25 protein-coding genes and 1 pseudogene are annotated in these 22,913 nt (G+C 65.7%); 14 read left to right on the forward strand and 12 right to left on the reverse strand.

Annotated features, from left to right (window positions below):
• Position 1 precedes the first annotated feature (1 nt).
• The 5 genes from HAV18_RS37585 (at position 2) to HAV18_RS37605 (ending at position 4,517) form a co-directional block, all read left to right on the forward strand.
• Complete coding sequence (locus tag HAV18_RS37585; protein WP_166965820.1) at positions 2 to 1,039, forward strand: glycosyltransferase; 1,038 nt, start codon at positions 2 to 4, stop codon at positions 1,037 to 1,039.
• A complete protein-coding gene (locus tag HAV18_RS37590; protein WP_166965821.1) occupies positions 1,036 to 1,983 on the forward strand; it encodes a formyltransferase in 948 nt (315 codons plus the stop codon). Before HAV18_RS37585 ends, HAV18_RS37590 begins: the two co-directional genes overlap by 4 nt.
• The gene (locus tag HAV18_RS37595) at positions 1,980 to 3,035 is read left to right on the forward strand and encodes a bifunctional UDP-4-keto-pentose/UDP-xylose synthase (RefSeq protein ID WP_166965822.1); all 1,056 of its coding nucleotides are present in this window, start codon (positions 1,980 to 1,982) and stop codon (positions 3,033 to 3,035) included. The genes HAV18_RS37590 and HAV18_RS37595 overlap by 4 nt, the downstream gene beginning before the upstream one ends.
• Positions 3,036 to 3,048: 13 nt before the next feature.
• Positions 3,049 to 3,945, forward strand: a complete 897-nt coding sequence (locus HAV18_RS37600; protein ID WP_166965823.1) for a polysaccharide deacetylase family protein — start codon at positions 3,049 to 3,051, stop codon at positions 3,943 to 3,945.
• Positions 3,946 to 4,055: 110 nt separating this feature from the next.
• Positions 4,056 to 4,517 (forward strand): peroxiredoxin, encoded by a 462-nt coding sequence (locus HAV18_RS37605; protein WP_006756046.1) that lies wholly within the window; start codon positions 4,056 to 4,058, stop codon positions 4,515 to 4,517.
• A 192-nt stretch (positions 4,518 to 4,709) separates the two neighbouring features.
• Here the strand turns inward: HAV18_RS37605 and HAV18_RS40115 are convergent.
• Positions 4,710 to 4,954 (reverse strand): annotated as a pseudogene (locus HAV18_RS40115) (hypothetical protein); the annotation flags it as partial.
• On the opposite strand from HAV18_RS40115, the gene HAV18_RS37610 reads away from it, so the two are divergent.
• Both HAV18_RS37610 and HAV18_RS37615 read left to right on the forward strand, forming a co-directional pair.
• Positions 4,850 to 6,652: a PhoH family protein gene (locus HAV18_RS37610; protein ID WP_166965825.1), complete on the forward strand. Its 1,803-nt coding sequence runs from the start codon at positions 4,850 to 4,852 to the stop codon at positions 6,650 to 6,652. The pseudogene HAV18_RS40115 and the gene HAV18_RS37610 sit on opposite strands and share 105 nt — an antisense overlap.
• Before the next feature lie 237 nt (positions 6,653 to 6,889).
• The gene (locus HAV18_RS37615; protein ID WP_166965826.1) at positions 6,890 to 7,981 is read left to right on the forward strand and encodes an NlpC/P60 family protein; all 1,092 of its coding nucleotides are present in this window, start codon (positions 6,890 to 6,892) and stop codon (positions 7,979 to 7,981) included.
• 133 nt (positions 7,982 to 8,114) lie between these two features.
• Here HAV18_RS37615 and HAV18_RS37620 read toward each other — a convergent pair whose 3' ends face one another.
• The 10 genes from HAV18_RS37620 to HAV18_RS37665 all read right to left on the reverse strand — a co-directional run bounded on the left by HAV18_RS37620 (position 8,115) and on the right by HAV18_RS37665 (position 15,788).
• Positions 8,115 to 9,125 carry an inorganic phosphate transporter gene (locus HAV18_RS37620; RefSeq protein ID WP_166965828.1) on the reverse strand — a complete coding sequence of 337 codons (1,011 nt, stop codon included), beginning with the start codon at positions 9,123 to 9,125 and terminating at the stop codon, positions 8,115 to 8,117.
• A 10-nt stretch (positions 9,126 to 9,135) separates the two neighbouring features.
• The gene (locus HAV18_RS37625; RefSeq protein ID WP_166965829.1) at positions 9,136 to 9,762 is read right to left on the reverse strand and encodes a DUF47 domain-containing protein; all 627 of its coding nucleotides are present in this window, start codon (positions 9,760 to 9,762) and stop codon (positions 9,136 to 9,138) included.
• 138 nt (positions 9,763 to 9,900) lie between these two features.
• Positions 9,901 to 11,283 (reverse strand): replicative DNA helicase, encoded by a 1,383-nt coding sequence (locus HAV18_RS37630; RefSeq protein WP_048246838.1) that lies wholly within the window; start codon positions 11,281 to 11,283, stop codon positions 9,901 to 9,903.
• Positions 11,284 to 11,422: 139 nt separating this feature from the next.
• On the reverse strand, positions 11,423 to 11,875 hold the full coding sequence (gene rplI / locus HAV18_RS37635; RefSeq protein WP_166965830.1) for a 50S ribosomal protein L9: 453 nt from the start codon (positions 11,873 to 11,875) through the stop codon (positions 11,423 to 11,425).
• A gap of 27 nt (positions 11,876 to 11,902) precedes the next feature.
• Complete coding sequence (gene rpsR / locus HAV18_RS37640; protein ID WP_006486248.1) at positions 11,903 to 12,178, reverse strand: 30S ribosomal protein S18; 276 nt, start codon at positions 12,176 to 12,178, stop codon at positions 11,903 to 11,905.
• 4 nt (positions 12,179 to 12,182) lie between these two features.
• On the reverse strand, positions 12,183 to 12,482 hold the full coding sequence (gene priB, locus HAV18_RS37645) for a primosomal replication protein N (protein ID WP_011657069.1): 300 nt from the start codon (positions 12,480 to 12,482) through the stop codon (positions 12,183 to 12,185).
• Between the two features lie 40 nt (positions 12,483 to 12,522).
• Positions 12,523 to 12,897: a 30S ribosomal protein S6 gene (rpsF, locus tag HAV18_RS37650; protein WP_006402295.1), complete on the reverse strand. Its 375-nt coding sequence runs from the start codon at positions 12,895 to 12,897 to the stop codon at positions 12,523 to 12,525.
• A 241-nt stretch (positions 12,898 to 13,138) separates the two neighbouring features.
• Positions 13,139 to 14,053, reverse strand: coding sequence for an anti-sigma factor (locus HAV18_RS37655; RefSeq protein WP_166965832.1), 915 nt, complete (start codon positions 14,051 to 14,053; stop codon positions 13,139 to 13,141).
• A complete protein-coding gene (locus HAV18_RS37660; RefSeq protein ID WP_166965833.1) occupies positions 14,043 to 14,684 on the reverse strand; it encodes an RNA polymerase sigma factor in 642 nt (213 codons plus the stop codon). Before HAV18_RS37660 ends, HAV18_RS37655 begins: the two co-directional genes overlap by 11 nt.
• Before the next feature lie 192 nt (positions 14,685 to 14,876).
• On the reverse strand, positions 14,877 to 15,788 hold the full coding sequence (locus tag HAV18_RS37665) for a LysR family transcriptional regulator (RefSeq protein ID WP_166965834.1): 912 nt from the start codon (positions 15,786 to 15,788) through the stop codon (positions 14,877 to 14,879).
• A 173-nt stretch (positions 15,789 to 15,961) separates the two neighbouring features.
• Between HAV18_RS37665 and gcl the strand changes: the two genes are divergently transcribed.
• From gcl to lysM, 5 genes are all read left to right on the forward strand, one after another.
• Positions 15,962 to 17,737 (forward strand): glyoxylate carboligase, encoded by a 1,776-nt coding sequence (gene gcl, locus HAV18_RS37670; RefSeq protein ID WP_166965835.1) that lies wholly within the window; start codon positions 15,962 to 15,964, stop codon positions 17,735 to 17,737.
• A gap of 43 nt (positions 17,738 to 17,780) precedes the next feature.
• A complete protein-coding gene (hyi, locus tag HAV18_RS37675) occupies positions 17,781 to 18,590 on the forward strand; it encodes a hydroxypyruvate isomerase (protein ID WP_011657073.1) in 810 nt (269 codons plus the stop codon).
• 26 nt (positions 18,591 to 18,616) lie between these two features.
• On the forward strand, positions 18,617 to 19,522 hold the full coding sequence (locus HAV18_RS37680; RefSeq protein ID WP_347814800.1) for a 2-hydroxy-3-oxopropionate reductase: 906 nt from the start codon (positions 18,617 to 18,619) through the stop codon (positions 19,520 to 19,522).
• Between the two features lie 346 nt (positions 19,523 to 19,868).
• Complete coding sequence (locus HAV18_RS40235; protein ID WP_277399336.1) at positions 19,869 to 19,994, forward strand: hypothetical protein; 126 nt, start codon at positions 19,869 to 19,871, stop codon at positions 19,992 to 19,994.
• An 11-nt stretch (positions 19,995 to 20,005) separates the two neighbouring features.
• Entirely contained in the window at positions 20,006 to 20,476 is a 471-nt protein-coding gene (lysM, locus tag HAV18_RS37685) for a peptidoglycan-binding protein LysM (protein WP_034181228.1), read from the forward strand.
• Positions 20,477 to 20,576: 100 nt separating this feature from the next.
• Here the strand turns inward: lysM and HAV18_RS37690 are convergent, their stop codons facing one another.
• On the reverse strand, positions 20,577 to 21,599 hold the full coding sequence (locus HAV18_RS37690) for an asparaginase (RefSeq protein WP_166965837.1): 1,023 nt from the start codon (positions 21,597 to 21,599) through the stop codon (positions 20,577 to 20,579).
• A gap of 271 nt (positions 21,600 to 21,870) precedes the next feature.
• Here HAV18_RS37690 and HAV18_RS37695 point away from each other — a divergent pair, with 271 nt between their 5' ends.
• Both HAV18_RS37695 and HAV18_RS37700 read left to right on the forward strand, forming a co-directional pair.
• Positions 21,871 to 22,161: a PsiF family protein gene (locus HAV18_RS37695; protein WP_166965838.1), complete on the forward strand. Its 291-nt coding sequence runs from the start codon at positions 21,871 to 21,873 to the stop codon at positions 22,159 to 22,161.
• A gap of 255 nt (positions 22,162 to 22,416) precedes the next feature.
• Positions 22,417 to 22,866 carry a hypothetical protein gene (locus tag HAV18_RS37700; RefSeq protein ID WP_166965839.1) on the forward strand — a complete coding sequence of 150 codons (450 nt, stop codon included), beginning with the start codon at positions 22,417 to 22,419 and terminating at the stop codon, positions 22,864 to 22,866.
• Positions 22,867 to 22,913: the final 47 nt, after the last annotated feature.

Raw genomic sequence — 22,913 nt, forward strand, 5'->3', positions numbered from 1 at the left:
CATGAGTCACCTTGAAGCACGCGCCGGGCATCCGGGCGCCGGGCACCTGGACGCCGGCCGGCCCGAAGTATCGATCATCATCCCCGTGTACAACGAGGAAGACGGCCTCGCCGCGCTGTTCGCGCGGCTGTATCCGGCGCTCGACGCACTCGACACGTCATACGAAGTGATCCTGATCAACGACGGCAGCCGCGACCGCTCGGCCGCGATGCTCGCCGATCAGTTCCACGTACGGCCCGACACGACGCGCGTCGTGCTGCTCAACGGCAACTACGGCCAGCACATGGCCATCCTCGCGGGCTTCGCGCAGTCGCGCGGCGAGATCGTCATCACGCTCGACGCCGACCTGCAGAACCCGCCCGAGGAAATCGGCAAGCTGATCGCGAAGATGCGCGAGGGCTACGACTACGTCGGCTCGATCCGCAAGCAGCGCCAGGACAGCCTGTGGCGGCGCAAGGCGTCGCAGATGATGAACCGGCTGCGCGAGCGCATCACGCGCATCAAGATGACCGACCAGGGCTGCATGCTGCGCGCGTACAGCCGCCGCATCATCGACACGATCAACGTGTGCGGCGAAGTCAACACGTTCATCCCCGCGCTCGCGTACACGTTCGCGCAGAAGCCGACCGAAATCGAGGTCGCGCACGAAGAGCGCTTCGCCGGCGAATCAAAGTATTCGCTGTACAGCCTGATCCGGCTGAACTTCGACCTCGTGACCGGCTTCTCGGTCGTGCCGCTGCAATGGCTGTCGTTCATCGGCGTGATCCTGTCGCTCGGCTCCGCCGCGCTGTTCGTGCTGCTGCTCGTGCGACGCTTCATCGTCGGCGCTGAAGTGCAAGGCGTGTTCACGCTGTTCGCGATCACGTTCTTCCTGCTCGGCGTGATCATCTTCGCGCTCGGGCTGCTCGGCGAGTACGTCGGCCGCATCTACCAGCAGGTGCGCGCACGGCCGCGCTACCTGATCCAGGCCGTGCTCGAGCAGCACGACGGCGTGCCGCCGGTGCCGACCGGCGCGAACCGCGCGGGAGCCGGGCAATGAAGCCGCGCGCGGTCGTTTTCGCCTATCACAACGTCGGCGTGCGATGCCTGCAGGTACTGCTCGCGCGCGGCGTCGACGTCGCGCTCGTCGTCACGCACGAGGACAACCCGAACGAGAACATCTGGTTCGGCAGCGTCGCGTCGGTTGCGGCCGAGCACGGCATTCCGGTCGTCACACCGGCCGACCCCGCCGATCCGGCGCTGCGCCGCGCGGTATCCGACGCGCAGCCGGACTTCATCTTCTCGTTCTACTACCGGCACATGCTGCCGGTGGACCTGCTCGCGATCGCGCCGCGCGGCGCGTTCAACATGCATGGTTCGCTGCTGCCGAAATACCGGGGTCGGGTACCGACCAACTGGGCCGTGCTGAACGGCGAAACCGAAACCGGCGCGACGCTGCACGAGATGGCCGCGAAGCCCGACGCGGGCGCGATCATCGGCCAGACCGCGGTGCCGATCCTGCCGGACGACACGGCCACGCAGGTGTTCGACAAGGTCACGGTGGCCGCCGAGCAGACGCTCTGGCGCGTCCTGCCCGCGCTGCTCGCGGGCGAAGCGCCGCACCTGCCGAACGATCTCGCGACCGGCAGCTACTACGGCGGGCGCAAGCCCGAAGACGGCCGGGTCGACTGGTCGAAGCCGGCCGCGCAGGTCTACAACCTGGTTCGCGCGGTCGCGCCCCCGTATCCGGGCGCATTCACGGACGTCGACGGCACGCGTTTCGTGATCGCGCGCGCGCGCCTCGCGGCGCCCGGCAGCGCGGCGGCGGCGGCCGCGGCAGATTTGCCGCCCGGCCTGCACGTAAGCGATAATGCGCTATTCGGCGTCTGCGGCGACAGCCGCGCCCTATCCATTCTCGAGCTGTGGCAGCAGCGCGACGGCAGCGAAACCGTCGTGACGCCCGCGGAATTCGCGCAGTTCATTCATTCTTCCCGTCATTCATGAAAGCAAAAAAAGTCCTGATCCTGGGTGTGAACGGCTTCATCGGCCATCACCTGTCGAAGCGCATTCTTGAAACCACCGATTGGGAAGTGTTCGGCATGGACATGCAGACCGACCGGCTTGGCGATCTCGTCAACCACGAGCGGATGCATTTCTTCGAAGGCGACATCACGATCAACAAGGAGTGGGTTGAGTATCACGTGAAGAAGTGCGACGTGATCCTGCCGCTCGTCGCGATCGCGACGCCCGCCACCTACGTCCAGCAGCCGCTGCGCGTATTCGAACTCGACTTCGAGGCGAACTTGCCGATCGTGCGTTCGGCCGTCAAGTACGGCAAGCACCTCGTGTTCCCGTCGACCTCCGAGGTCTACGGCATGTGCTCGGACGAGCAGTTCGACCCGGATGCGTCGGCGCTCACCTACGGCCCGATCAACAAGCCGCGCTGGATCTACGCGTGCTCGAAGCAGCTGATGGACCGCGTGATCTGGGGCTACGGGATGGAAGGCCTGAACTTCACGCTGTTCCGCCCGTTCAACTGGATCGGCCCGGGCCTCGACTCGATCTACACGCCGAAGGAAGGCAGCTCGCGCGTGGTCACGCAGTTCCTCGGCCACATCGTGCGCGGCGAGAACATCAGCCTCGTCGACGGCGGCTCGCAGAAGCGCGCGTTCACCGACATCGGCGACGGCATCAGCGCGCTGATGAAGATCATCGACAACGCGAACGGCGTCGCGTCGGGCAAGATCTACAACATCGGGAATCCGAAGAACAACTTCTCGGTTCGCGAGCTCGCGCACAAGATGCTCGAACTGGCGGCGGAATTCCCCGAGTACGCCGATTCGGCCAAGCAGGTGAAGCTCGTCGAGACGACCTCCGGCGCGTACTACGGCAACGGCTACCAGGACGTGCAGAACCGCGTGCCGAAGATCGACAACACGATGCAGGAGCTCGGCTGGGCGCCGCAGGCAACGTTCGACGACGCGCTGCGCAACATCTTCGAAGCGTATCGCGGCCACGTCGCCGACGCGCGCGCGCTCGTCGAACAGCAAGGCTGACCGGGACGTTCGCTTGGCTCGCATCGTTCTCAAGATCGACGTCGACACGCTGCGCGGCACGCGCGAAGGCGTGCCGAACCTCGCGCGCATCTTCGACCGCTTCAGTGCGCGCGCGACCTTCCTCTTCAGCCTCGGGCCCGATCACACGGGCTGGGCGCTGCGGCGCGTGTTTCGCCCGGGCTTCCTGAAGAAGGTGTCGCGCACGTCGGTGGTCGAGCACTACGGCGTGAAGCAGCTGATGTACGGCGTGCTGCTGCCGGGCCCCGACATCGGCCGCCGTGCGGTCAGCGACATGCGCGCGATCCACGAGGCCGGCTTCGAATGCGGGATCCACACGTGGGATCACGTGTACTGGCAAGACAACGTCCGCGCGCGCGATCGCGACTGGACCGCGCGTGAAATGCAGAAAAGCCACGCGCGCTTCATCGAGATCTTCGGCGCGCCGCCCGTCACGCACGGCGCGGCCGGCTGGCAGATGAACGATTCCGCGTTCGAGCAGATCGATGCATGGGGGATGCGCTACGCATCCGACGGGCGCGGCCATTCGCCGTACCTGCCCGTCGTCGATGGCCGCACGCTGTCGCACGTGCAGATGCCGACCACACTGCCGACGCTCGACGAAGTGCTCGGCATCGACGGCGTCGACACGCACAACGTCGCCGCGCACATCCTCAAGTTCACCGAAACCAATCCGCACGACCAGGTGTTCACGCTGCATGCGGAACTGGAAGGCCAGAAGCTCGCGCCCGTGTTCGAGCAACTGCTCGCCGGCTGGCGCGCGCAAGGCCACACGTTTGCGACGATGGGCGACTACCACGCGACGCTGGACCGCGACTCGCTGCCATCGTACCCTGTCACGTGGGGCGAAATCCCCGGCCGCTCCGGCGAACTGATCGTCCAGCCCGACTGAGTTCGCGCGCGAGCCGGCGTCGCCCGCAGCGCCGTTGCCACGCGCTGCCGCGACGCCCCGCCGCACCGCGCCGCCGCAGCGGCGCCTTTCCATAACAACAGGAGAAACACGTGTCTGTCGAAGTTGACCGTCAAGTTCCCGATTTCACCGCACCGGCCACGGGCGGCGACATTTCGCTGTCCGACCTGAAAGGCAAGAAGCTCGTGCTGTACTTCTATCCGAAGGACAACACGCCGGGCTGCACGACCGAAGGGCTGCAGTTCCGCGATCTCTATCCGAAGTTCAAGAAAGCCGGTGCGGAAGTCATCGGCGTGTCGCGCGACAGCCTGCGCTCGCATGACAATTTCAAGGCAAAGCTCGAACTACCGTTCCCGCTGATCTCCGATGCCGACGAAGCGCTGTGCGCGCTGTTCGATGTCATCAAGATGAAGAAAATGTATGGCAAGGAAGTACGCGGAATCGAGCGCTCGACGTTCCTGATCGACGCCGACGGCGTGCTCCGTCAGGCATGGCGCGGCATCAAGGTACCGGGGCATGTCGACGACGTGCTAAGTGCTGTACAAGCGCTTTGAGGCGCGTTATATTGGGCCGCAATGAATGCCAGTTCGCCCCATATTTCTCGTAGCTGCGCCGGTGCTCGATGCGATGCTTTCCGGCACTTGACGCGCATCACGACCGTATCAGCCGAGCCGCATGTCCCTGTCGACGGGGCAGCGGCTTTTTTTATGGATTGCGCGCCGGCCCTCGGTCCGGCCCTCACCCCGTCAAGGAGCTGATCGACACTTAGGCGAACCGGCTAGACGAAATTCCTGTGCGCCACCGCGCGCAAACTGCATGCGTCTACGTCACGCAGGATGCGATCAGCGGCGCACGCCATGCGACACGATTCCTCCCGAGGGACACCATGCCTTTGCCTACTCCCCCCAGCAAGCTCGGCAGCCTGCTGCCGCCCGACGAATACAAGGCGAAAGCGCGGCCCGCGAAAGCCGCGAAGAAATCCGCCGAAGGGGACGCATCCACAGCCGGTGACTACGGTCCGGCGAGCGTGGCCCAACCGATGATCGAAGCCGCGAACACGGCCGCGCCGCTGCGCGCCGTCGCGTCTTCGGCGCAGGAAACCGCGAGCGCACCCGCACGCGGTCGCAAGACCAAACAGACGGCCGCACTGTTGCAGCCGATGCCGGCGCCCGCCGAACCCGCGACGCCGGTCGTCGCGCGCAACGACAAGCCGGCCGCCGACAAACCGGCCGCGGCTCCCGCGCGCGACACAGGCGCCGCGACGAAGTCGCGCAACCGCAAGCCCGCCGAAGCCGAACAGCAGAAACTGTTCGTGCTCGACACCAACGTGCTGATGCACGACCCGAGCAGCCTCTTCCGCTTCGAGGAACACGACGTCTATCTGCCGATGATGACGCTCGAGGAACTCGACAACCACAAGAAGGGGATGTCCGAAGTCGCGCGCAACGCACGCCAGGTCAGCCGCACGCTCGACGCGCTGGTCGCCGATGCAGGCCCGATCACGGCCGGCATTCCGCTGTCGCGCCTCGGCAGCCGCGAGGCGGTCGGCCGCCTGTACTTCCAGACGAAGCTCACCGACATCGCGCCCGTCGAAGGCTTGCCCCAAGGCAAGGCCGACAACCAGATCCTCGGCGTCGTGCGCGCGCTGCAGCGCGACCGGCCGGACCGCCAGGTCGTGCTGGTGTCGAAAGACATCAACATGCGGATCAAGGCGCATGCGCTCGGCCTGCCCGCTGAAGACTACTTCAACGACCAGGTGCTCGAGGATTCGGATCTCCTGTACAACGGCGTGCGCGAACTGCCGCAGGATTTCTGGACCAAGCATGCGAAGGGCATGGAGAGCTGGCAGGACACGAAGACGGGCACCACGTACTACCGCGTGACGGGCCCGCTCGTCGCGTCGATGCTCGTCAACGAGTTCGTCTATCTCGAGCCGCAGAACGGCGAGCCGACGTTCCATGCGATCGTCCGCGAACTGAACGGCAAGACGGCGCTGCTGCAGACGCTGCGCGACTACAGCCACCACAAGAACAACGTGTGGGGCATCACCGCGCGCAACCGCGAGCAGAATTTCGCGCTGAACCTGCTGATGAACCCCGAGATCGACTTCGTCACGCTGCTCGGCCAGGCCGGTACCGGCAAGACGCTCGTCGCGCTCGCGGCCGGCCTCGCGCAGGTGCTCGACGACAAGCGCTACAACGAGATCATCGTGACGCGCGCGACCGTGCCCGTCGGCGAGGACATCGGCTTCCTGCCCGGTACCGAGGAAGAGAAGATGCAGCCGTGGATGGGTGCATTCGACGACAACCTCGAAGTGCTGCAGAAGACCGACGACGCTGCCGGCGAATGGGGGCGTGCCGCGACGCAGGAGCTGATCCGTTCGCGCCTGAAGGTGAAGAGCATGAACTTCATGCGCGGGCGCACGTTCGTCGACAAGTACCTGATCATCGACGAAGCGCAGAACCTGACGCCGAAGCAGATGAAGACGCTCGTCACGCGTGCGGGCCCGGGCACGAAGATCGTGTGCCTCGGCAACATCGCGCAGATCGATACGCCTTACCTGACCGAAGGCAGCTCGGGTCTCACGTACGTCGTCGACCGCTTCAAGGGCTGGGGCCACAGCGGCCACGTGACGCTCGCGCGCGGCGAACGCTCGCGGCTTGCCGACTACGCGTCGGACATCCTGTAACACCGCAAGCCGGCCGAGCGGCCGGCTGTCGACGCCACACGGCGCTCCGTTTCCGGAGCGCCGTTTTTATTTGGGGTCGAAAACACAAGTAACACATCGTCACGCAACAACCCGGTTTACGCGCGAAACTTCAAGTAAATTCTCAAGAACGGTTGATTAAGCCCCGCCGGAGCGTCTACCATCGGGTCTGTCTGTTGTCATACGATTCGCGAGCGTACCGCGCTCGCCCGCCTCGCCATGCTTCGAATCTGGGTTCCCGTTGCTGTCGTTTCACTGCTTGCGGCCTGCTCCAGCGTGCCGCCGCAGTCGGCATCGCGCCCCGCCTCGGGCATGAAGATCACGACACCGCGTGCGTTCCCCGCCCCCGCCAATTTCCCGAAGTTCGTCGATCACAGCGTCGGCCAGGAAGAAATTTCGATCCAGGCGATGAGCCTCGTCGGGGTCCCGTATCGCTGGGGCGGCAACACGCCGACGAGCGGCTTCGACTGCAGCGGGCTCGTGCGCTACGTGATCGGTCGTGCGGCCGACGTGAACCTGCCGCGCACGACCGCCGACATGAGCGGCCGCGGCGTGTCGATCGAGCCCGACCAGGTTGCGCCGGGCGACCTGATCTTCTTCAACACGACCGGGCGGCCGCATTCGCACGTCGGCATCTATGTCGGCAAGCTGCGCTTCGTCAACGCACCGTCGACGGGCGGCACCGTGCGGCTCGACTACCTGACGAACCCGTACTGGGCCAAGCGTTTCGACGGCATTCGCCGTGTCGCGCCGCCGCGCGGGGCGCCAACGCCGTTCGATGCGCCGACCTACGAGGCGAAGCGCGACGAGCCGCGCAGCGCGCCGGTCGTTGCGCCCGCCCCTGTCGTCGTGACGGCCTCCGCGCCGCGGCAGCCGGCCTATGCGTCGTCGCAAGCTGCCGCGACCCAGGCAACTGCACCGGTCATGCCGGCCGCGCAGGCCGTATCGACCGCAGCAGTTGCCCCCGCGGCCGCGTCGGCCGACCCGTATGAACCGCCGCCGCGCATGCAGGCGCCTGAGCAGCAGGCAACGTCCGTGAATGACGGCACGAGCACCGCCGCCATGACGGCAAATGCAGCGCCAGCCGGCCCGGCCGAGGTCGGCACACGGATTCCGACCACGGCGCTGACGGCTGCCCAGGCTGCCGCATTCGATGCGGAGCCGCCGCCCGCCGTCGCGGCGACGTCACCGCGCAGCGCCGAGCCAGCCCCCGTGCAGGTATTGCGCGCATCGACGCAATCCGCGCCCGTCAGCCCGCGCACCGCCACCACAGACGATCCGATTGCCCGGTTCGCGAACGGAAGTTACTAGCCCGTTCCGCCCTCGCCTGCGGCCACCCGCGACTGCACCTGCCGTTCGCCGCACATTCCCGCGCCCCAAAAGAAAATGCGCCGCAGCCTTTCGGCTTGCGGCGCATTTCATGTCCGTTCGACAGTGCTGGCGATCAGAAGATCTGATGCCCGAGCCACCATCCACCGGCCGCGAACAGCGCGGAGGCCGGCAGCGTGAGCACCCACGCCCACACGATGTTGCCGGCCACGCCCCAGCGCACGGCCGACAGCTTCTGCGTCGCGCCGACGCCGACGATCGCGCCGGTGATCGTGTGCGTGGTCGACACCGGAATGCCGAGGAACGACGCGAGGAACAGCGTCATCGCGCCGCCGGTTTCCGCACAGAAACCACCGACCGGCTTGAGCTTGGTGATCTTCTGGCCCATCGTGCGCACGATGCGCCAGCCGCCGAACAGCGTGCCGAGGCCCATCGACAGGTAGCACGCGCCGATCACCCACGCCGGCGGCGCATCGGCGGTCGCCGACGCATAACCCGACGCGATCAGCAGCATCCAGATGATGCCGATCGTCTTCTGCGCGTCGTTGCCGCCGTGGCCGAGGCTGTACAGCCCGGCCGACAGCAGCTGCAGCCGGCGGAAGCGCCGGTCGACCTTGCTGGGCGCGGTGCGGAAATACAGCCACGACACGCCGAGCATGAACAGCGAACCGAGGATGAAGCCGAGCAGCGGCGAAATGAAGATGAACGCGACGGTCTTCAGCAGCCCGTCGATGTTCAGCGAACTCCAGCCCGACTTGGCGAGCGCTGCGCCGACGAGGCCGCCGATCAGCGCATGCGACGAGCTCGACGGAATCCCGTAGTACCACGTGATCACGTTCCAGCCGATCGCACCGATCAGCGCACCGAACACGACGTAGTGGTCGACGATCTCGGGATCGATCGTGCCTTTACCGACGGTCTGCGCGACTTTCAGGTGGAAGATGAAATACGCGATGACGTTGAACGCCGCCGCGAACACCACGGCTTGCTGGGGCTTCAGCACCCCGGTGGACACGACGGTGGCGATCGAGTTCGCCGCGTCGTGAAAGCCGTTCATGAAATCGAATACGAGCGCGACGAGTACCAGCGTCGCGACCATCCAGAGGGCGAGTTGTATCGAATGCATCGTGGTCCGCTCAGGCGTTTTCCAGCACGATGCCTTCGATGATGTTCGCGACGTCCTCGCACTTGTCGGTGATCTCTTCGAGCAGCTCGTAGATCGCCTTCAGCTTGATGAGCGTCTTCACGTCGTCTTCTTCGCGGAACAGCTTCGACATCGCCGCGCGCAGTACGCGATCGGCCTCCGACTCCCAGCGGTCGATCTCCTCGCATTGCTTGAGGATCTGCGCCGACTGCTTCATGTCGGACAGCATCCCGACTGCCTGCTGCACGTGCTGGGCCGACTGCGTGACGATATGCGCGAGTTGGCTCGCCTCGGACGTGACCGACTGCACGTCGTACAGCGACACGGCGGTCGCGACGTCCTCCATCAGGTCGAGGATGTCGTCCATCGTCGTGATCAGCTTGTGGATCTCGTCGCGATCGAGCGGCGTGATGAAAGTCTTGTGCAGCAGATCGATCGCTTCGTGCGTGAGCTTGTCGGCGGCCTTCTCGGCGGTCTGCACGTTTTGCTTGTGAATCTCGGCGTCGGCGAGATTGTCGATCAGCAGTTCGAGCTCGCGGCCACCGGAAACGATGTACTTCGCGTGCGCATTGAAGAGTTCAAAGAACTTGCCCTCGGTGGGCATGAATCGACCGAACATGGGATTCCTGGGAGATTGTCAAACTACTGTCACGAAAACGGGCGACATTGTACCGTTTCCGATCGCGACACGGCGCGCGCATATGCGCGCGCCGGGATTGAATACAACGCTTGGCGAAATAAGGGTTTACTTCCGGCGCTACTCGCCGTGGAAGTTCTGCGCCCCGGCAAAATTATCGAACTTCGTGTATTGCCCCAGGAACGTGAGCCGAACAGGGCCGATCGGACCGTTACGCTGCTTGCCGATGATGATTTCGGCGGTTCCCTTGTCGGGGCTGTCCGGATTGTAGACTTCGTCGCGGTAAATGAACAGGATCACGTCCGCATCCTGCTCGATTGCGCCCGATTCACGCAAATCGGACATCACCGGCCGCTTGTTCGGTCGCTGCTCGAGGCCACGGTTCAGCTGCGACAGCGCGATCACCGGCACGTCGAGCTCCTTTGCGAGGCTCTTCAGCGAACGTGAAATTTCCGAAATTTCGGTTGCGCGGTTCTCGCCTTGCGACGAACCCGACATCAGCTGCAGGTAGTCGACGATGATCAGACCGAGCTTGCCGCATTGCCGCGCGAGACGCCGCGCGCGCGAGCGCAATTCCATCGGGTTCAGGCCGCCCGTCTCGTCGATGAAGAGTTGCGCCTCGCTCATCTTCTGCACCGCATGGGTCAGCTTCGGCCAGTCCTCGTCGGTCAGGCGACCCGTGCGCATCCGGTGCTGGTCGAGCCGGCCGATCGAGCCGAGCATACGCATCACGAGCTGGGTACCCGGCATTTCCATCGAGAACACCGCGACGGGCAGCCCGTACTCGACCGCGACGTACTCGCCGATGTTCATCGACAGCGCGGTCTTGCCCATCGACGGACGCCCGGCGACGATGATCAGCTCACCGCCGTGCATCCCGGACGTCATCCGGTCGAGGTCGACGAAGCCCGTCGGCGTGCCCGTGACGTCGCTCGGGTTCGCGGTGTGGTACAGCGTATCGATGCGCTCGACGACCTGCGTGAGCAGCGGGCCGACCTCGAGGAAACCCTGGTTGCCGCGCGCGCCCTCTTCGGCGATCGAGAACACCTTCGATTCGGCCTCGTCGAGCAGCTGGCGGACTTCCTTGCCCTGCGGGTTGAACGCATCGGCCGAGATTTCGTCTGCGACCGACACGAGCCGGCGCAGCACCGCACGGTCGCGCACGATTTCCGCATAGCGGCGGATGTTCGCCGCGCTCGGCGTGTTCTGCGCGAGGGCGTTCAGGTACGCGAGCCCGCCGACGTCGTCGGCCTTGCCCGACGTGACCATCGCTTCGTACACGGTCACGACGTCGGCCGGGCGCGTCGACGCGATCAGGCGGCCGATGTGCTCGTAGATGATCCGGTGGTCGTAGCGATAGAAATCGCCCTGCGACAGGAAGTCGGCAATCCGGTCCCATGCCGCGTTGTCGAGCAACAGGCCGCCGAGCACCGACTGTTCGGCTTCGACCGAATGCGGCGGGACTTTCAGCGATTCGATTTGGGGATCTTGCGGCGCGTTCATGGGTTGGGATTATCGCGAATTACACAGGACGGCGCCATACCGGCCGCCAGCGATGCGGCAATAAAAAAGGCAGGCCCCGGTTGCCCGGGCGCCTGCCCTTGTCCGGACGACGGAAGCCGCCCGGAAAGCTTGCGTACGCTTACGCGTGGTCGCCGATCACGTTGATCGTGACGTCGACGACGACGTCCGTGTGCAGCGCGACCTGGACGCTGTGCTCGCCGATCATCTTCAGCGGGCCTTCCGGCATGCGAACTTGCAGCTTCTCGACTTCGAAACCTGCCTTCTTCAGCAGTTCCGCGACGTCGCCGTTCGTGACCGAGCCGAACAGACGGCCGTCAACGCCCGACTTCTGCGTGATTTCGAACGACTGGCCGTTCAGCTTTTCGCCGACTGCCTGCGATGCCACCAGCTTTTCAGCGGCGATCTTTTCGAGTTCAGCGCGGCGCACTTCGAATTCAGCGATCGCTTCCTTCGTTGCACGGCGAGCCTTGCGGTTCGGGATCAGGAAGTTGCGAGCGTAACCGTCCTTGACCTTGACGATGTCGCCGAGGTTGCCCAGATTGGCGACTTTTTCCAACAGAATGATTTGCATTCGAATTCTCCTTATGGCGTCGCCGAGTTACGCCTTGTGCTGATCGGTGTACGGCAGCAGCGCGAGGAAACGCGCACGCTTGATTGCCGTGTCGAGCTGACGCTGATAGTGCGCCTTCGTACCCGTCAGACGCGCCGGCGTGATCTTGCCGTTTTCGCCGATGAAGTCCTTCAGCGTTTCCGTGTCCTTGTAGTCGATCTGCTCGACGCCTGCAGCCGTGAAACGGCAGAACTTCTTGCGCTTGAAGAGCGGGTTTTGTTGCTGACGACGCTTGTCGAATTTCTTACCAGTCGGGCGGGGCATGATTTCAGTCCTTTCCAATGTCCTGCAATGCTGTGATGTGAAACACCAAGGTTCTCGCGTTGCGGCTTTTCTTTGCCAGGAAGCCCGTGAACAGCGTTTCGACGCCCATTTCACGACTTTCCAGCCTGCCGCTCGCCTCACCGGCCGCCACCGCCTCGATCGTCATTTCGACCTGACGGGGAATGCCTGCTTCGACGACTTCCGTGCGGTGATGCAACGTGGCGCTTGCGATCGGAACACCCGCCGGCGTATATCGCACCGGTGCGCGTTCGACGACGCTTGCCGTCAATTGCAACCTGTTCACGTGAGTGGCGCGCTCCTTGATGGCTTAATGAATGACGAACTTAAGCCTGCGCTTCGGTCGGCTGAGCTGCAGCCGCCTTCTTGGCTTCTTCGCGCTGAACTTCCTTCATCATCGGCGACGGGCCGGTTTCGGCCTTCTTCATCTTGACGATGAGGTGACGCAGCACGGCGTCGTTGAACTTGAACGCGTGTTCGAGTTCGTCGAGCGTCGTCTGGTCGCACTCGATGTTCATGCAGACGTAGTGAGCCTTCGCGAGTTTCTCGATCATGTAGGCCAGTTGGCGACGGCCCCAGTCTTCGACACGGTGGATCTGACCGCCGTGCGACGTGATCGTGGTCTTGTAACGCTCGATCATCGCGGGCACTTGCTCGCTCTGATCGGGGTGCACGATGAATACGATTTCGTAATGACGCATTACACACTCCTTGTGGATTAAAGCCACCCGGGCGTCTGAACCGGTGTGGCAAGTGAGAAGCCGAAGATTCTAACCCGGATACGGGGCGCATGCAAGGCCATTCGACGATTCCCGCACGGATTCGGCCATGTTTTCAAAGACTTGAAGGGGCAGGCCCGGGCAAGCGGGCCGCCCTCCGGCCTTTTTCCGGTCAGGGTCGGAACGGAAGCGTGCGGCGGGCCCTCAGCCCGCCGTCGCGACGTCACTCGCTGCGCGTGCCGCCAAGCCGCGCGTCGAGCGCGGTCCTGAACGCCGCAAGTGCCGACGGCTCGGCGTCGGTCACGGCCCACCACGTCATCCCGGCCGCGTCCCAGCGGTCGAGTGCATAGCCCTGCGACACGGTCGCGTACGACGCCCCCGGCCCTTCCCCGGCCGGCCGCACATAGACGTCGATCACGTGCTGCCGGTAACGGTAGACGAGCACCGCGACACGACGACGCCCGACGTAGTCGAGCCGGCCGCCGACCAGCGCGAAACCGTTCGCCGCGAGGTCCTCGACCGGCGGCGCATAGTCGAGCCGGCCGTTGAACCACGGCTTGACCGTGTGCCGGTCGGTCGAGATCACGTCGATGTCGCGCGCCGACAGGTCGGCACGCACGTGGCTCGACACGAGCTCGTCGACCGTGCGGTCGGTGTCGGCGTGGCGCGCCGACAACGCCATCCCGCCCGCCGCGGCAAGCGCCACCAGCAGCGCGACGCCCCAACCGAGGCCGGGCAGCGCGGCGACGCGCGGCCCCGTACCGGCAGACGCCGGACGTGCCGACCCGCCTTGATCCGTCAGCCACGAGAACCAGCGGCGGCCACGCGGGCGCGGCTGCGGCTGCGGCTGCCGCTGCGGCTGTGATCCTGGCCCGGACTGCGGCTCCACCCGCGCCTGCTCGCGCACCGGCGCGTCGGCCGCTGCCGGCAGGCTCGCGAGAATGCTGGCCCGCAACGCATCCGGCGCACGGTGATAGTCGGCCTGACGCACCGCCTGCACCAGCGTGACGATCCGCGCGCGCTCATGGCGGCACGCTTCGCACCCTTCGACATGCTGCTGGACCCGCAACGCGTCGGGCGCCGACAGCTCGCGGTCGACGTCCGCGTCCAGCAACGCTCGCACTTCGTTACAGTCCATCGATAGCCTCCGATGCGGTTCCGCCTGCCGGCGTACGGCCCGGCCTGCCTTCGGCCGCCGGTGCCGGCGGGCCGCCCAGCAGCGCGGCGAGCTTGCGCCGGCCACGTGCGAGCCGCGACATCACCGTGCCGACCGGCACGTCCGCGATCGCCGCGATCTCGCGGTAGCTCAGGTCCTCCATCTCGCGCAGCACGAGCACCTCGCGGTATTCGGGCGGCAGCTTCGCGAGCGCCGCGTTCACGAGCCGCACGTTCTCGCCGCGCAGCAAGTGCGCGAGCGGATCCTCGCTGGCGGGCTGCCAGTCGTCGGGCACGTCGGTGTCGTCCAGCGTGTCGGGCAGCGCGACCTCGTGCGCATGCGTGCGGCGCCGCCACTCCGTGTACCAGGTGTGGCGCACGATCGTCAGCAGCCACGGCCGCGCGTTGTCGCCGCGGCACGAATCGACGAAGCGCAGCGCGCGCATGCACGCATCCTGGACGACGTCGTCCGCGTCGCCGGGGTTACCGCTCAGCCAGCGTGCGAGGTTGTACGCGGCGTCGAGATGCGGCAGCACGAGCACGCGAAACCGCTCGCCGCGCGCGACCGCGTCGTCTGCCACCCGTTCATCGACCGCCTGTCCGGCTTGCGCCACATGACCTCCCTGGTCCCGGCGGCCGATGCCGCGCCCGTTCCGCGCACGATGCCCGGACAGACCGGCAACGTGCACGCTTGATGACCTTACCGTCGTTGCGTCGAGTTTATTCCCGCGCCACGCGCCTGAAGCGTAAAAAAATCTCCGGGTGGCCCTGTGGCCCGGCAGCCTCGACCGGACGGCCCACGCCGGTTACGGCGTGGTGCTCCAGTAGCCGGGGCTGGCGTAAGCGGCGCGCAGGTAGTCGATGAAGTAGCGCACGCGCGCCGGTACGTAGCGCTGTTGCGGGTAGACCGCGAGGATGTCGTAGTCGGGCAGCGCATACTCGTCGAGCACGGTCTCGAGCTCGCCCGTCTCGAGCTGCGCGGCGATTTCCCAAGTGGAGCGCCAGCCGAGCCCGAGGCCTTCGGCCACCCAGCGGTGCAGCAGTTCGCCGTCGTTGCAGTCGAGGTTGCCGGCCACGCGCATCGTCGCGATCTTGCCGTGGCGCTGGAAATACCAGCCGCGGTTCTGCCCGCCCTGCAGGTTGAACGCAAGGCAGTTGTGCTTGAGCAGATCGTCGAGCGACTTCGGCCGGCCGTGCTTGCGGAAATACGCGGGCGTACCGCACACGACGCGCCGGTTCGACGCGAGCTTCACCGCGACGAAGTTCGGATCGACGGCACCGCCGATCCGGATCGACAGGTCGTAACCTTCGCGCACGAGATCGACGACGCGGTCGGTCAGGTTGAACGACAGCTGCATCTCGGGCTTGTCGGCCAGAAAGCCCGGCGCGTGCGGCGCGACGTGCTTGCGCCCGAACGCAGCCGGCGCCGACACGATCAGGTGCCCGCTGACCGCGCGCCGCCCGGCGGCCAGCTCGTTCTCGGCCTGGTCCCATTCGGACAGCAGCCCGCGGCAGCGCTCGAGGAACGCGGCGCCCTCCTCGCTGACGACCAGCCGCCGCGTCGAGCGGTACATCAGCTTCACGCCGAGGCGCTTTTCCAGCGCGTCGATGCGCCGCCCGAGCACCACCGGCGACACGCCCTCCTCGAGCGCCGCCGCCGCGAGGCTGCCGGCATCGGCCACCCGCACGAACGTCTCGATCTGCTTGAAGCGGTCCATCTCCTGTCTCCGTCTCTGTTCCGACACCGGCGGAAAGCCCCGTCCGGCCGTCATTCCATACTTTTAGTTTCGAAAAAAGCGACTTCGGCTGATCTTATCAAACCTTTCACGCATCCCTAAAGTGTTCCCAACAGACCCATTCGCAAGAATCCGCCACATTCAAGGAGACATTCATGGCCAAGATGAGAGCCGTCGACGCAGCTGTGCTCGTGCTCGAGAAGGAAGGCATCCAGACCGCGTTCGGCGTACCGGGCGCAGCAATCAACCCGTTCTACTCCGCGATGCGCAAGTCGGGCGGCATCAGCCACGTGCTGGCCCGCCACGTCGAAGGCGCATCGCACATGGCCGAAGGCTTCACGCGTGCGGCCCCGGGCAACATCGGCGTGTGCATCGGCACGTCGGGTCCCGCCGGTACCGACATGATCACCGGTCTCTACTCCGCCTCGGCCGACTCGATTCCGATCCTCGCGATCACGGGCCAGGCACCGCGTGCCCGCCTGTACAAGGAAGACTTCCAGGCCGTCGACATCGAATCGATCGCGAAGCCCGTCACGAAGTGGGCCGTCACCGTGCGCGAACCGGCGCTGGTGCCGCGCGTGTTCCAGCAGGCATTCCACCTGATGCGCTCGGGCCGCCCGGGCCCGGTGCTGGTCGACCTGCCGATCGACGTGCAGCTCGCCGAAATCGAATTCGATATCGACACGTATGAACCGCTGCCGATCTACAAGCCCGCGGCGAGCCGCGCGCAGATCGAGAAGGCGCTCACGATGCTCAACGACGCGGACAAGCCGCTGATCGTGTCGGGCGGCGGCGTGCTCAACGCAGCGGCCGAAGACCTGCTCGTCCAGTTCGCCGAAACGATCGGCGTGCCGGTGATCCCGACGCTGATGTCGTGGGGCGCGATTCCGGACGACCATCCGCTGATGGCCGGCATGGTCGGCCTGCAGACGTCGCACCGCTACGGCAACGCGACGATGCTCGCATCGGACTTCGTGCTCGGCATCGGCAACCGCTGGGCGAACCGCCACACCGGCAGCGTCGAGGTCTACACGAAGGGCCGCAAGTTCGTGCACGTCGACATCGAGCCGACGCAGATCGGCCGCGTGTTCGGCCCGGATCTCGGCATCGTGTCGGACGCCAAGGCCGCGCTGGAACTGTTCGTCGCGGTTGCGCAGGAATGGAAGGCCGCCGGCAAGCTGAAGGATCGCAGCGCATGGGTCGCCGACTGCCAGGCACGCAAGCGCACGCTGCAGCGCAAGACGCACTTCGACAACGTGCCGGTCAAGCCGCAGCGCGTGTACGAAGAGATGAACAAGGTGTTCGGCCGCGATACGTGCTACGTCAGCACGATCGGCCTGTCGCAGATCGCCGCCGCGCAGTTCCTGCACGTGTTCAAGGCACGCAACTGGATCAACTGCGGCCAGGCGGGCCCGCTCGGCTGGACGATCCCCGCCGCGCTCGGCGTGCGTGCAGCGGATCCGAGCCGCCCGATCGTCGCGCTGTCCGGCGACTACGACTTCCAGTTCATGATTGAAGAGCTGGCAGCCGGCGCGCAATTCAAGCTGCCGTACGTGCACGTCGTCGTGAACAACTCGTACCTCGGGCTGATCCGCCAGGCACAGCGTGCGTTCGACATGGACTACTGCGTGCAGCTCGCGTTCGACAACGTGAATGCGCCGGAACTGAACGGCTATGGCGTCGACCACGTGGCCGTCGCGGAAGGCCTCGGCTGCAAGGCGCTGCGCGTGTTCAAGCCGGAAGAGATCGAGCCGGCGCTGCGCCAGGCGCAAACGCTCGCGGAAGAGTTCAGCGTGCCGGTGGTCGTCGAAGTGATCCTCGAGCGTGTGACGAACATCTCGATGGGCACCGAAATCGACGCGATCAACGAATTCGAGGATCTCGCCGAAAAGGCCGAGCACGCGCCGACCGCGATCTCGATGCTCGACTGAACCGCACGACATTTTTGACTGACCGACCGAAGAGGCTTAGCTCATGCCGAAGTTTGCTGCAAACCTGACCATGCTGTTCAACGAAGTGCCGTTCCTCGACCGCTTCAAGGCGGCCGCCGATGCGGGCTTCGACGCCGTCGAGTTCCTGTTCCCGTACCCGTACGCGAAAGAGGAACTCGCCGAGCGGCTCGAAACGCATCGCCTGCGCCTCGTGCTGCACAACCTGCCCGCCGGCAACTGGGATCAGGGCGAACGCGGCATCGCGTGCCTGCCCGATCGCGTCGGCGAATTCCAGGAAGGTGTCGGCCGTGCGATCGAGTACGCGAAGGCGCTGAAGGTGCCGCAGCTGAACTGCCTCGTCGGGATTCCGTCGGCGAGCACGGCGCGCGACAAGACGTTCGTCACGATCGTCGACAACCTGCGCTTTGCCGCCGATGCGCTGAAGCGCGAAGGCATCCGCCTGCTCGTCGAGCCGTGCAACAGCTTCGACATCCCGGGCTTCGCGCTGAACCGCTCGTCGGAAGGGCTCGACGTGATCCGCGCGGTCGGCTCGGACAACCTGTTCCTGCAGTACGACATCTATCACATGCAGCGCATGGAAGGCGAACTGGCCGCGACGATCGAACGCAACCTCGCGTCGATCGGGCACGTCCAGCTCGCGGACAACCCGGGCCGCAACGAGCCGGGCACCGGCGAGATCAACTACGCGTTCCTGTTCGCGCTGCTCGACCGGCTCGGCTATGCCGGCTACGTCGGCTGCGAGTACAAGCCCCGCACCACCACGACGGAAGGCCTCGGCTGGCTGCAAAGCGTCGCCGGCTGCGCACCGGGTTCGGCGCGTCGCGCCGCCTGAGATCCGCCCTTTCCGCATACGCCCCTATAGGAGACTTTCACATGGCAACCATCGGTTTCATCGGCCTCGGCATCATGGGCGCGCACATGGCGCGCAACCTGCTCAAGGGCGACCACCAGCTCGTCGTGAACGGCGCGTTCCCGATTCCGGACGACCTGCGCGCAAGCGCCAAGGTCGTCGCGAACTCGACCGAAGTCGCACAGAATGCGGACGTCATCGTCGTGATGGTGCCGGATACGCCCGACGTGCGTAACGTGCTGTTCGCCGACGACGGTGTCGCGAAGGGCCTGACGGCCGGCAAGCTCGTGATCGACATGAGCTCGATCTCGCCGCTCGACACGCAGGAATTCGCGAAGCAGATCAACGCACTCGGTTGCGACTACCTCGACGCGCCGGTGTCCGGCGGCGAAGTCGGCGCACGCGAAGCGACGCTGACGATCATGGTCGGCGGCCCGGAGGCGGCATTTGAGCGCGCGAAGCCGCTGTTCGAGAAGATGGGCAAGAACATCACGCTCGTCGGTGACAACGGCGCGGGCCAGACCTGCAAGGTCGCGAACCAGATCATCGTCGCGCTGAACATTGAAGCCGTCGGCGAAGCGCTGTTGTTCGCCGCACGTTCGGGCGCGGATCCGGAGCGTGTGCGCCAGGCGCTGATGGGCGGTTTCGCCGCGTCGCGCATCCTCGAAGTGCACGGCGCGCGGATGACGAAGCGCACGTTCGATCCGGGCTTCCGCATCGAGCTGCACCAGAAGGACCTGAACCTCGCGCTCGACGGCGCACGCAAGCTCGGCCTCGCGCTGCCGCACACCGCGAGCGCGCAGCAGTTGTTCAGCGTGTGTGCCGCGCACGGCGGCAAGGCCTGGGATCACTCGGCACTCGTGCGCGCGCTCGAGATCATGTCGAACTTCGAGATCGAGAAGACGGCAGGCTGAACGCATGCCGCCGCGAGCGGCTGCCTTGGGTAGATGCAGTAACGCGTGTTCCGTCGCGATGACGGACACGCGAACGACACACGTGACCGGCACGGCCGGTCGCTTCGATGCGCGAGACACGCGCGCATCACGGTGGGGCGCCCCGCCCTGCACTGCCGACGGCATGCGGGACGGGGCGAAAAACGCCGCTCTGGGCTGAGAGCGGCGTGGTGGGGTCCGCAGCGGCACCCGGCGACGCCGGGGAAGCCTTGGTCGGTCAGACGTCGTCGTCGGGTGTCCGCCTGTCGGATTTCGCGTATTACATTTCTTTACGTTCAAGCGTGCGATTTTTCATGCAATCGTCGTCATGAACGCCTACACTTTCGCCACGCCTTTCGAGAAAACCGCCGCGCTTGCGCTCACCTCCGGTGACCGCGCCCAGCGCGGTGTTTTTTTCGCCACTTCACGGCGCGTTTTCTTTTCAACCACCTAAGGAGTGCAACGATGGGTCTTCTTTCGTTTATCAAAGAGGCGGGTGAAAAACTGCTGGGTCATGCCGACGCGCAAGCGGCGGAAGATCCGAATGCCGCGAACCAGACCGCGGCCGATGCCATCAAGAACTACATCAGCACGCAGGGTCTCGATACGTCGAACCTGACCGTGGCGTTCGACGGCGCATCGCGCACCGTGACGCTGTCGGGCAGCGTCGCCGACCTCGACACGAAGGCGAAGGTCAAGGTTGCGGCCGGCAACGTGCAGGGCGTCGCGGGCGTCAACGACGACGATCTGCAACCGGACGATCCGGAAGTGCAATACCACGACGTGAAGCCGGGCGACACGCTGTCGGCGATCGCCAAGGAAGTCTATGGCGACGCGAACAAGTACCCGGCGATCTTCGAGGCGAACAAGCCGATGCTGTCGAGCCCGGACCGGATCTACCCGGGCCAGAAGCTCGTGATTCCGCCGCAGTCCTGAGCATTCGTGCCGGACTGACCGACGCAAAAAAGGCAGGCCGATGGCCTGCCTTTTTTCATGGTGACGCGCTCGGCCCGAACCGCGCGTATCGGTCAGCCGTTCACAGCGTATCGAACCTGCGTTGCAGTTCGTCGCGGCCATGAATGCCGTTCGCGAGCGCGAGCATCAGCAGCACCCGCGCCTTGTACGGGCCCAGCGACCCCGCGCTCACGAAGCCAAGCGCATCGTCGTTCGCGGCACCGTTGCGCATCACGTGCCCCGACCCGACGCGCGACGCGCGCACCACCGCAACGCCTGCGTTCACCGCATCGGCCAGCGCCGCCTGCAGCGTCGCATGGATCGAGCCGTTGCCCGTGCCAGCGACGACGAGGCCGCGCACGCCGGCTGCGACGAGCGCGTCGACGGCCGTACGCGTCACGCCCGCATAGCTGGCGACGACTTCGACGGGCGGCCACGCTGCGGCGATCGCCAGTTGCGTGTCGCGCGAACGCGTGACGCGGCGTGCAAATTCGACCCGGCCGTCCTGCACCCAGCCGAGTGCGCCGAGTTCCGGCGACTGGAACGCGTCGACCGCATAGGTGCTCGTCTTCACGACGTCGCGCGCGCCGTGGATCCGGTTGTTGAACGCGACCAGCACGCCCTGCCCGCGCGCGGACGGATGCGCGGCTACTGTCACCGCATTCAACAGGTTCAGCGGGCCGTCGGACGACAGCGCGGTCGCCGGCCGCATCGCGGCCGTCAGCACGACCGGCTTGTCGCCCTTGACGACCAGGTGCAGCGCATACGCGGTTTCCTCGAGCGTGTCGGTGCCGTGGGTGATCACGATGCCGTCGATTGCCGGGTCGGCCATCAGCGCGTCGATCCGCGCGGCGAGCGTGTTCCACAGCGGCAGCGCGAGATCCTTGCTGTCGATGCTGGCGATCTGCTCGGCGTCGATGCGCGCGACGGACGTGAGCGCCGGCACCGCGTCGACCAGGAAATTGACGCCGAGCGCGCCGGCCTGGTAGCCGGCCGTGCTGGCCGCGTCGGGCGCGGCACCGGCAATCGTGCCGCCGGTGGCGAGCACGGCGATGCGCGGCAGGGCCACCGCGGACGAAGGAGATGCGGAATTCGGAGTATTCATGGCCGCGATTGTAAAGGCTTGCGGGCGGGATCCGGCTGGTTCCGGCTCGGCGGCCGAGGCCGGCTGCCGCACCTCATGGTTTGTCCCGATCGCCCGGCCGGGTGTGCCGTCAACGGTCGTGGTATCCGCAACGTTATAGGAAGTGCCGTTTTGGTGTTTTCACATTGATTTGCCATAATCGGAGCGCGTCGTGCGATGCGGCCCTATCCTCATCGCGCGGTGCTTCGTGACGGCGTCGATAAAACGCAATTCACCCCATGGGAGTGTCGAAATGAAAATCCAATCGCTCGTAGCCGCAGTGCTTCTCGGCGGCATGCTGGCTTCCCCCGCGTTCGCGGCGAACAGCCAGCAGGACAAGATGAAGGCCTGTAACACCCAGGCAGCCGGCAAGACGGGCGACGAACGCAAGGCGTTCATGAAGGACTGCCTGTCGGCGAAGCCCGCGAAGGCGATGTCGCAGCAGGACAAGATGAAGGCGTGCAACACGCAGGCCACCGGCAAGAAGGGCGACGACCGCAAGGCGTTCATGAAGAGCTGCCTGAGCAGCCAGCCGGCCGCCTGAGTTCCGGCGCTCCCGTATCGAATGCCGCGCACCGCTTCGGCGGGCGCGGCATTTTTGTTTTCGTTGCACGTGCATCGACGCGCCCCGACCTCTCCCGCCCCGCTTTCCCGGCCCACCGTACCGGCCGCCGCCACATGGTGCGGCAATTCGCCGCGTTTTCTTCTATGATGGCTGCAACGCGGCCCATCCAAGTACAAGAAGCGCCATCGGGCCGCCCTCGAGACGGACGCGCACGCGCGTCAAACGGAGGCATGGATGGCATGGAGACAACACCGCTGGTTCCGCCGCTGGCTGATCGTGATCGTGTTCTGGGCCGTGCCCGTCGCGATCGTCGCCGTCCGCGAGATCCGCGAGGAAATGGCCTACAACAAGGCGGACCTGCAACTCGCGCTGACCACCTGGCAGCTCACCGACGCGCAGCAGGCAGCCGGCGCCGCCGCGAAGTGCCACGGGGATCCTGACGAGGCACGCGCGGCCGGCTGCCCGGCCGACGTGCTCGCCGCCAATGCGTCGCGCCAGCAGGCGGCCAGAGACGAATACGTGCTGCGCCGCAATACGCTCGCGGGCTACCTGTGGCATGCGTTCGTCGGCTACTGGGTCGTGCCGGCCGCGTTCCTGTTCGCCTTCGGCGTCGTGATCGCGCTGATCCGCCGCGCGCTGCGCCGCCCACCGATCAAGCCGCCTGTTCCGCCCGTCACGCACTGATGCGCGCTGCAGGCGCGGCCATCCGATCGACCGCCGGTTTCCCGCAT

This window comes from Burkholderia sp. D-99, from assembly GCF_011605345.1.
In the GTDB taxonomy this organism is placed as follows: domain Bacteria; phylum Pseudomonadota; class Gammaproteobacteria; order Burkholderiales; family Burkholderiaceae; genus Burkholderia.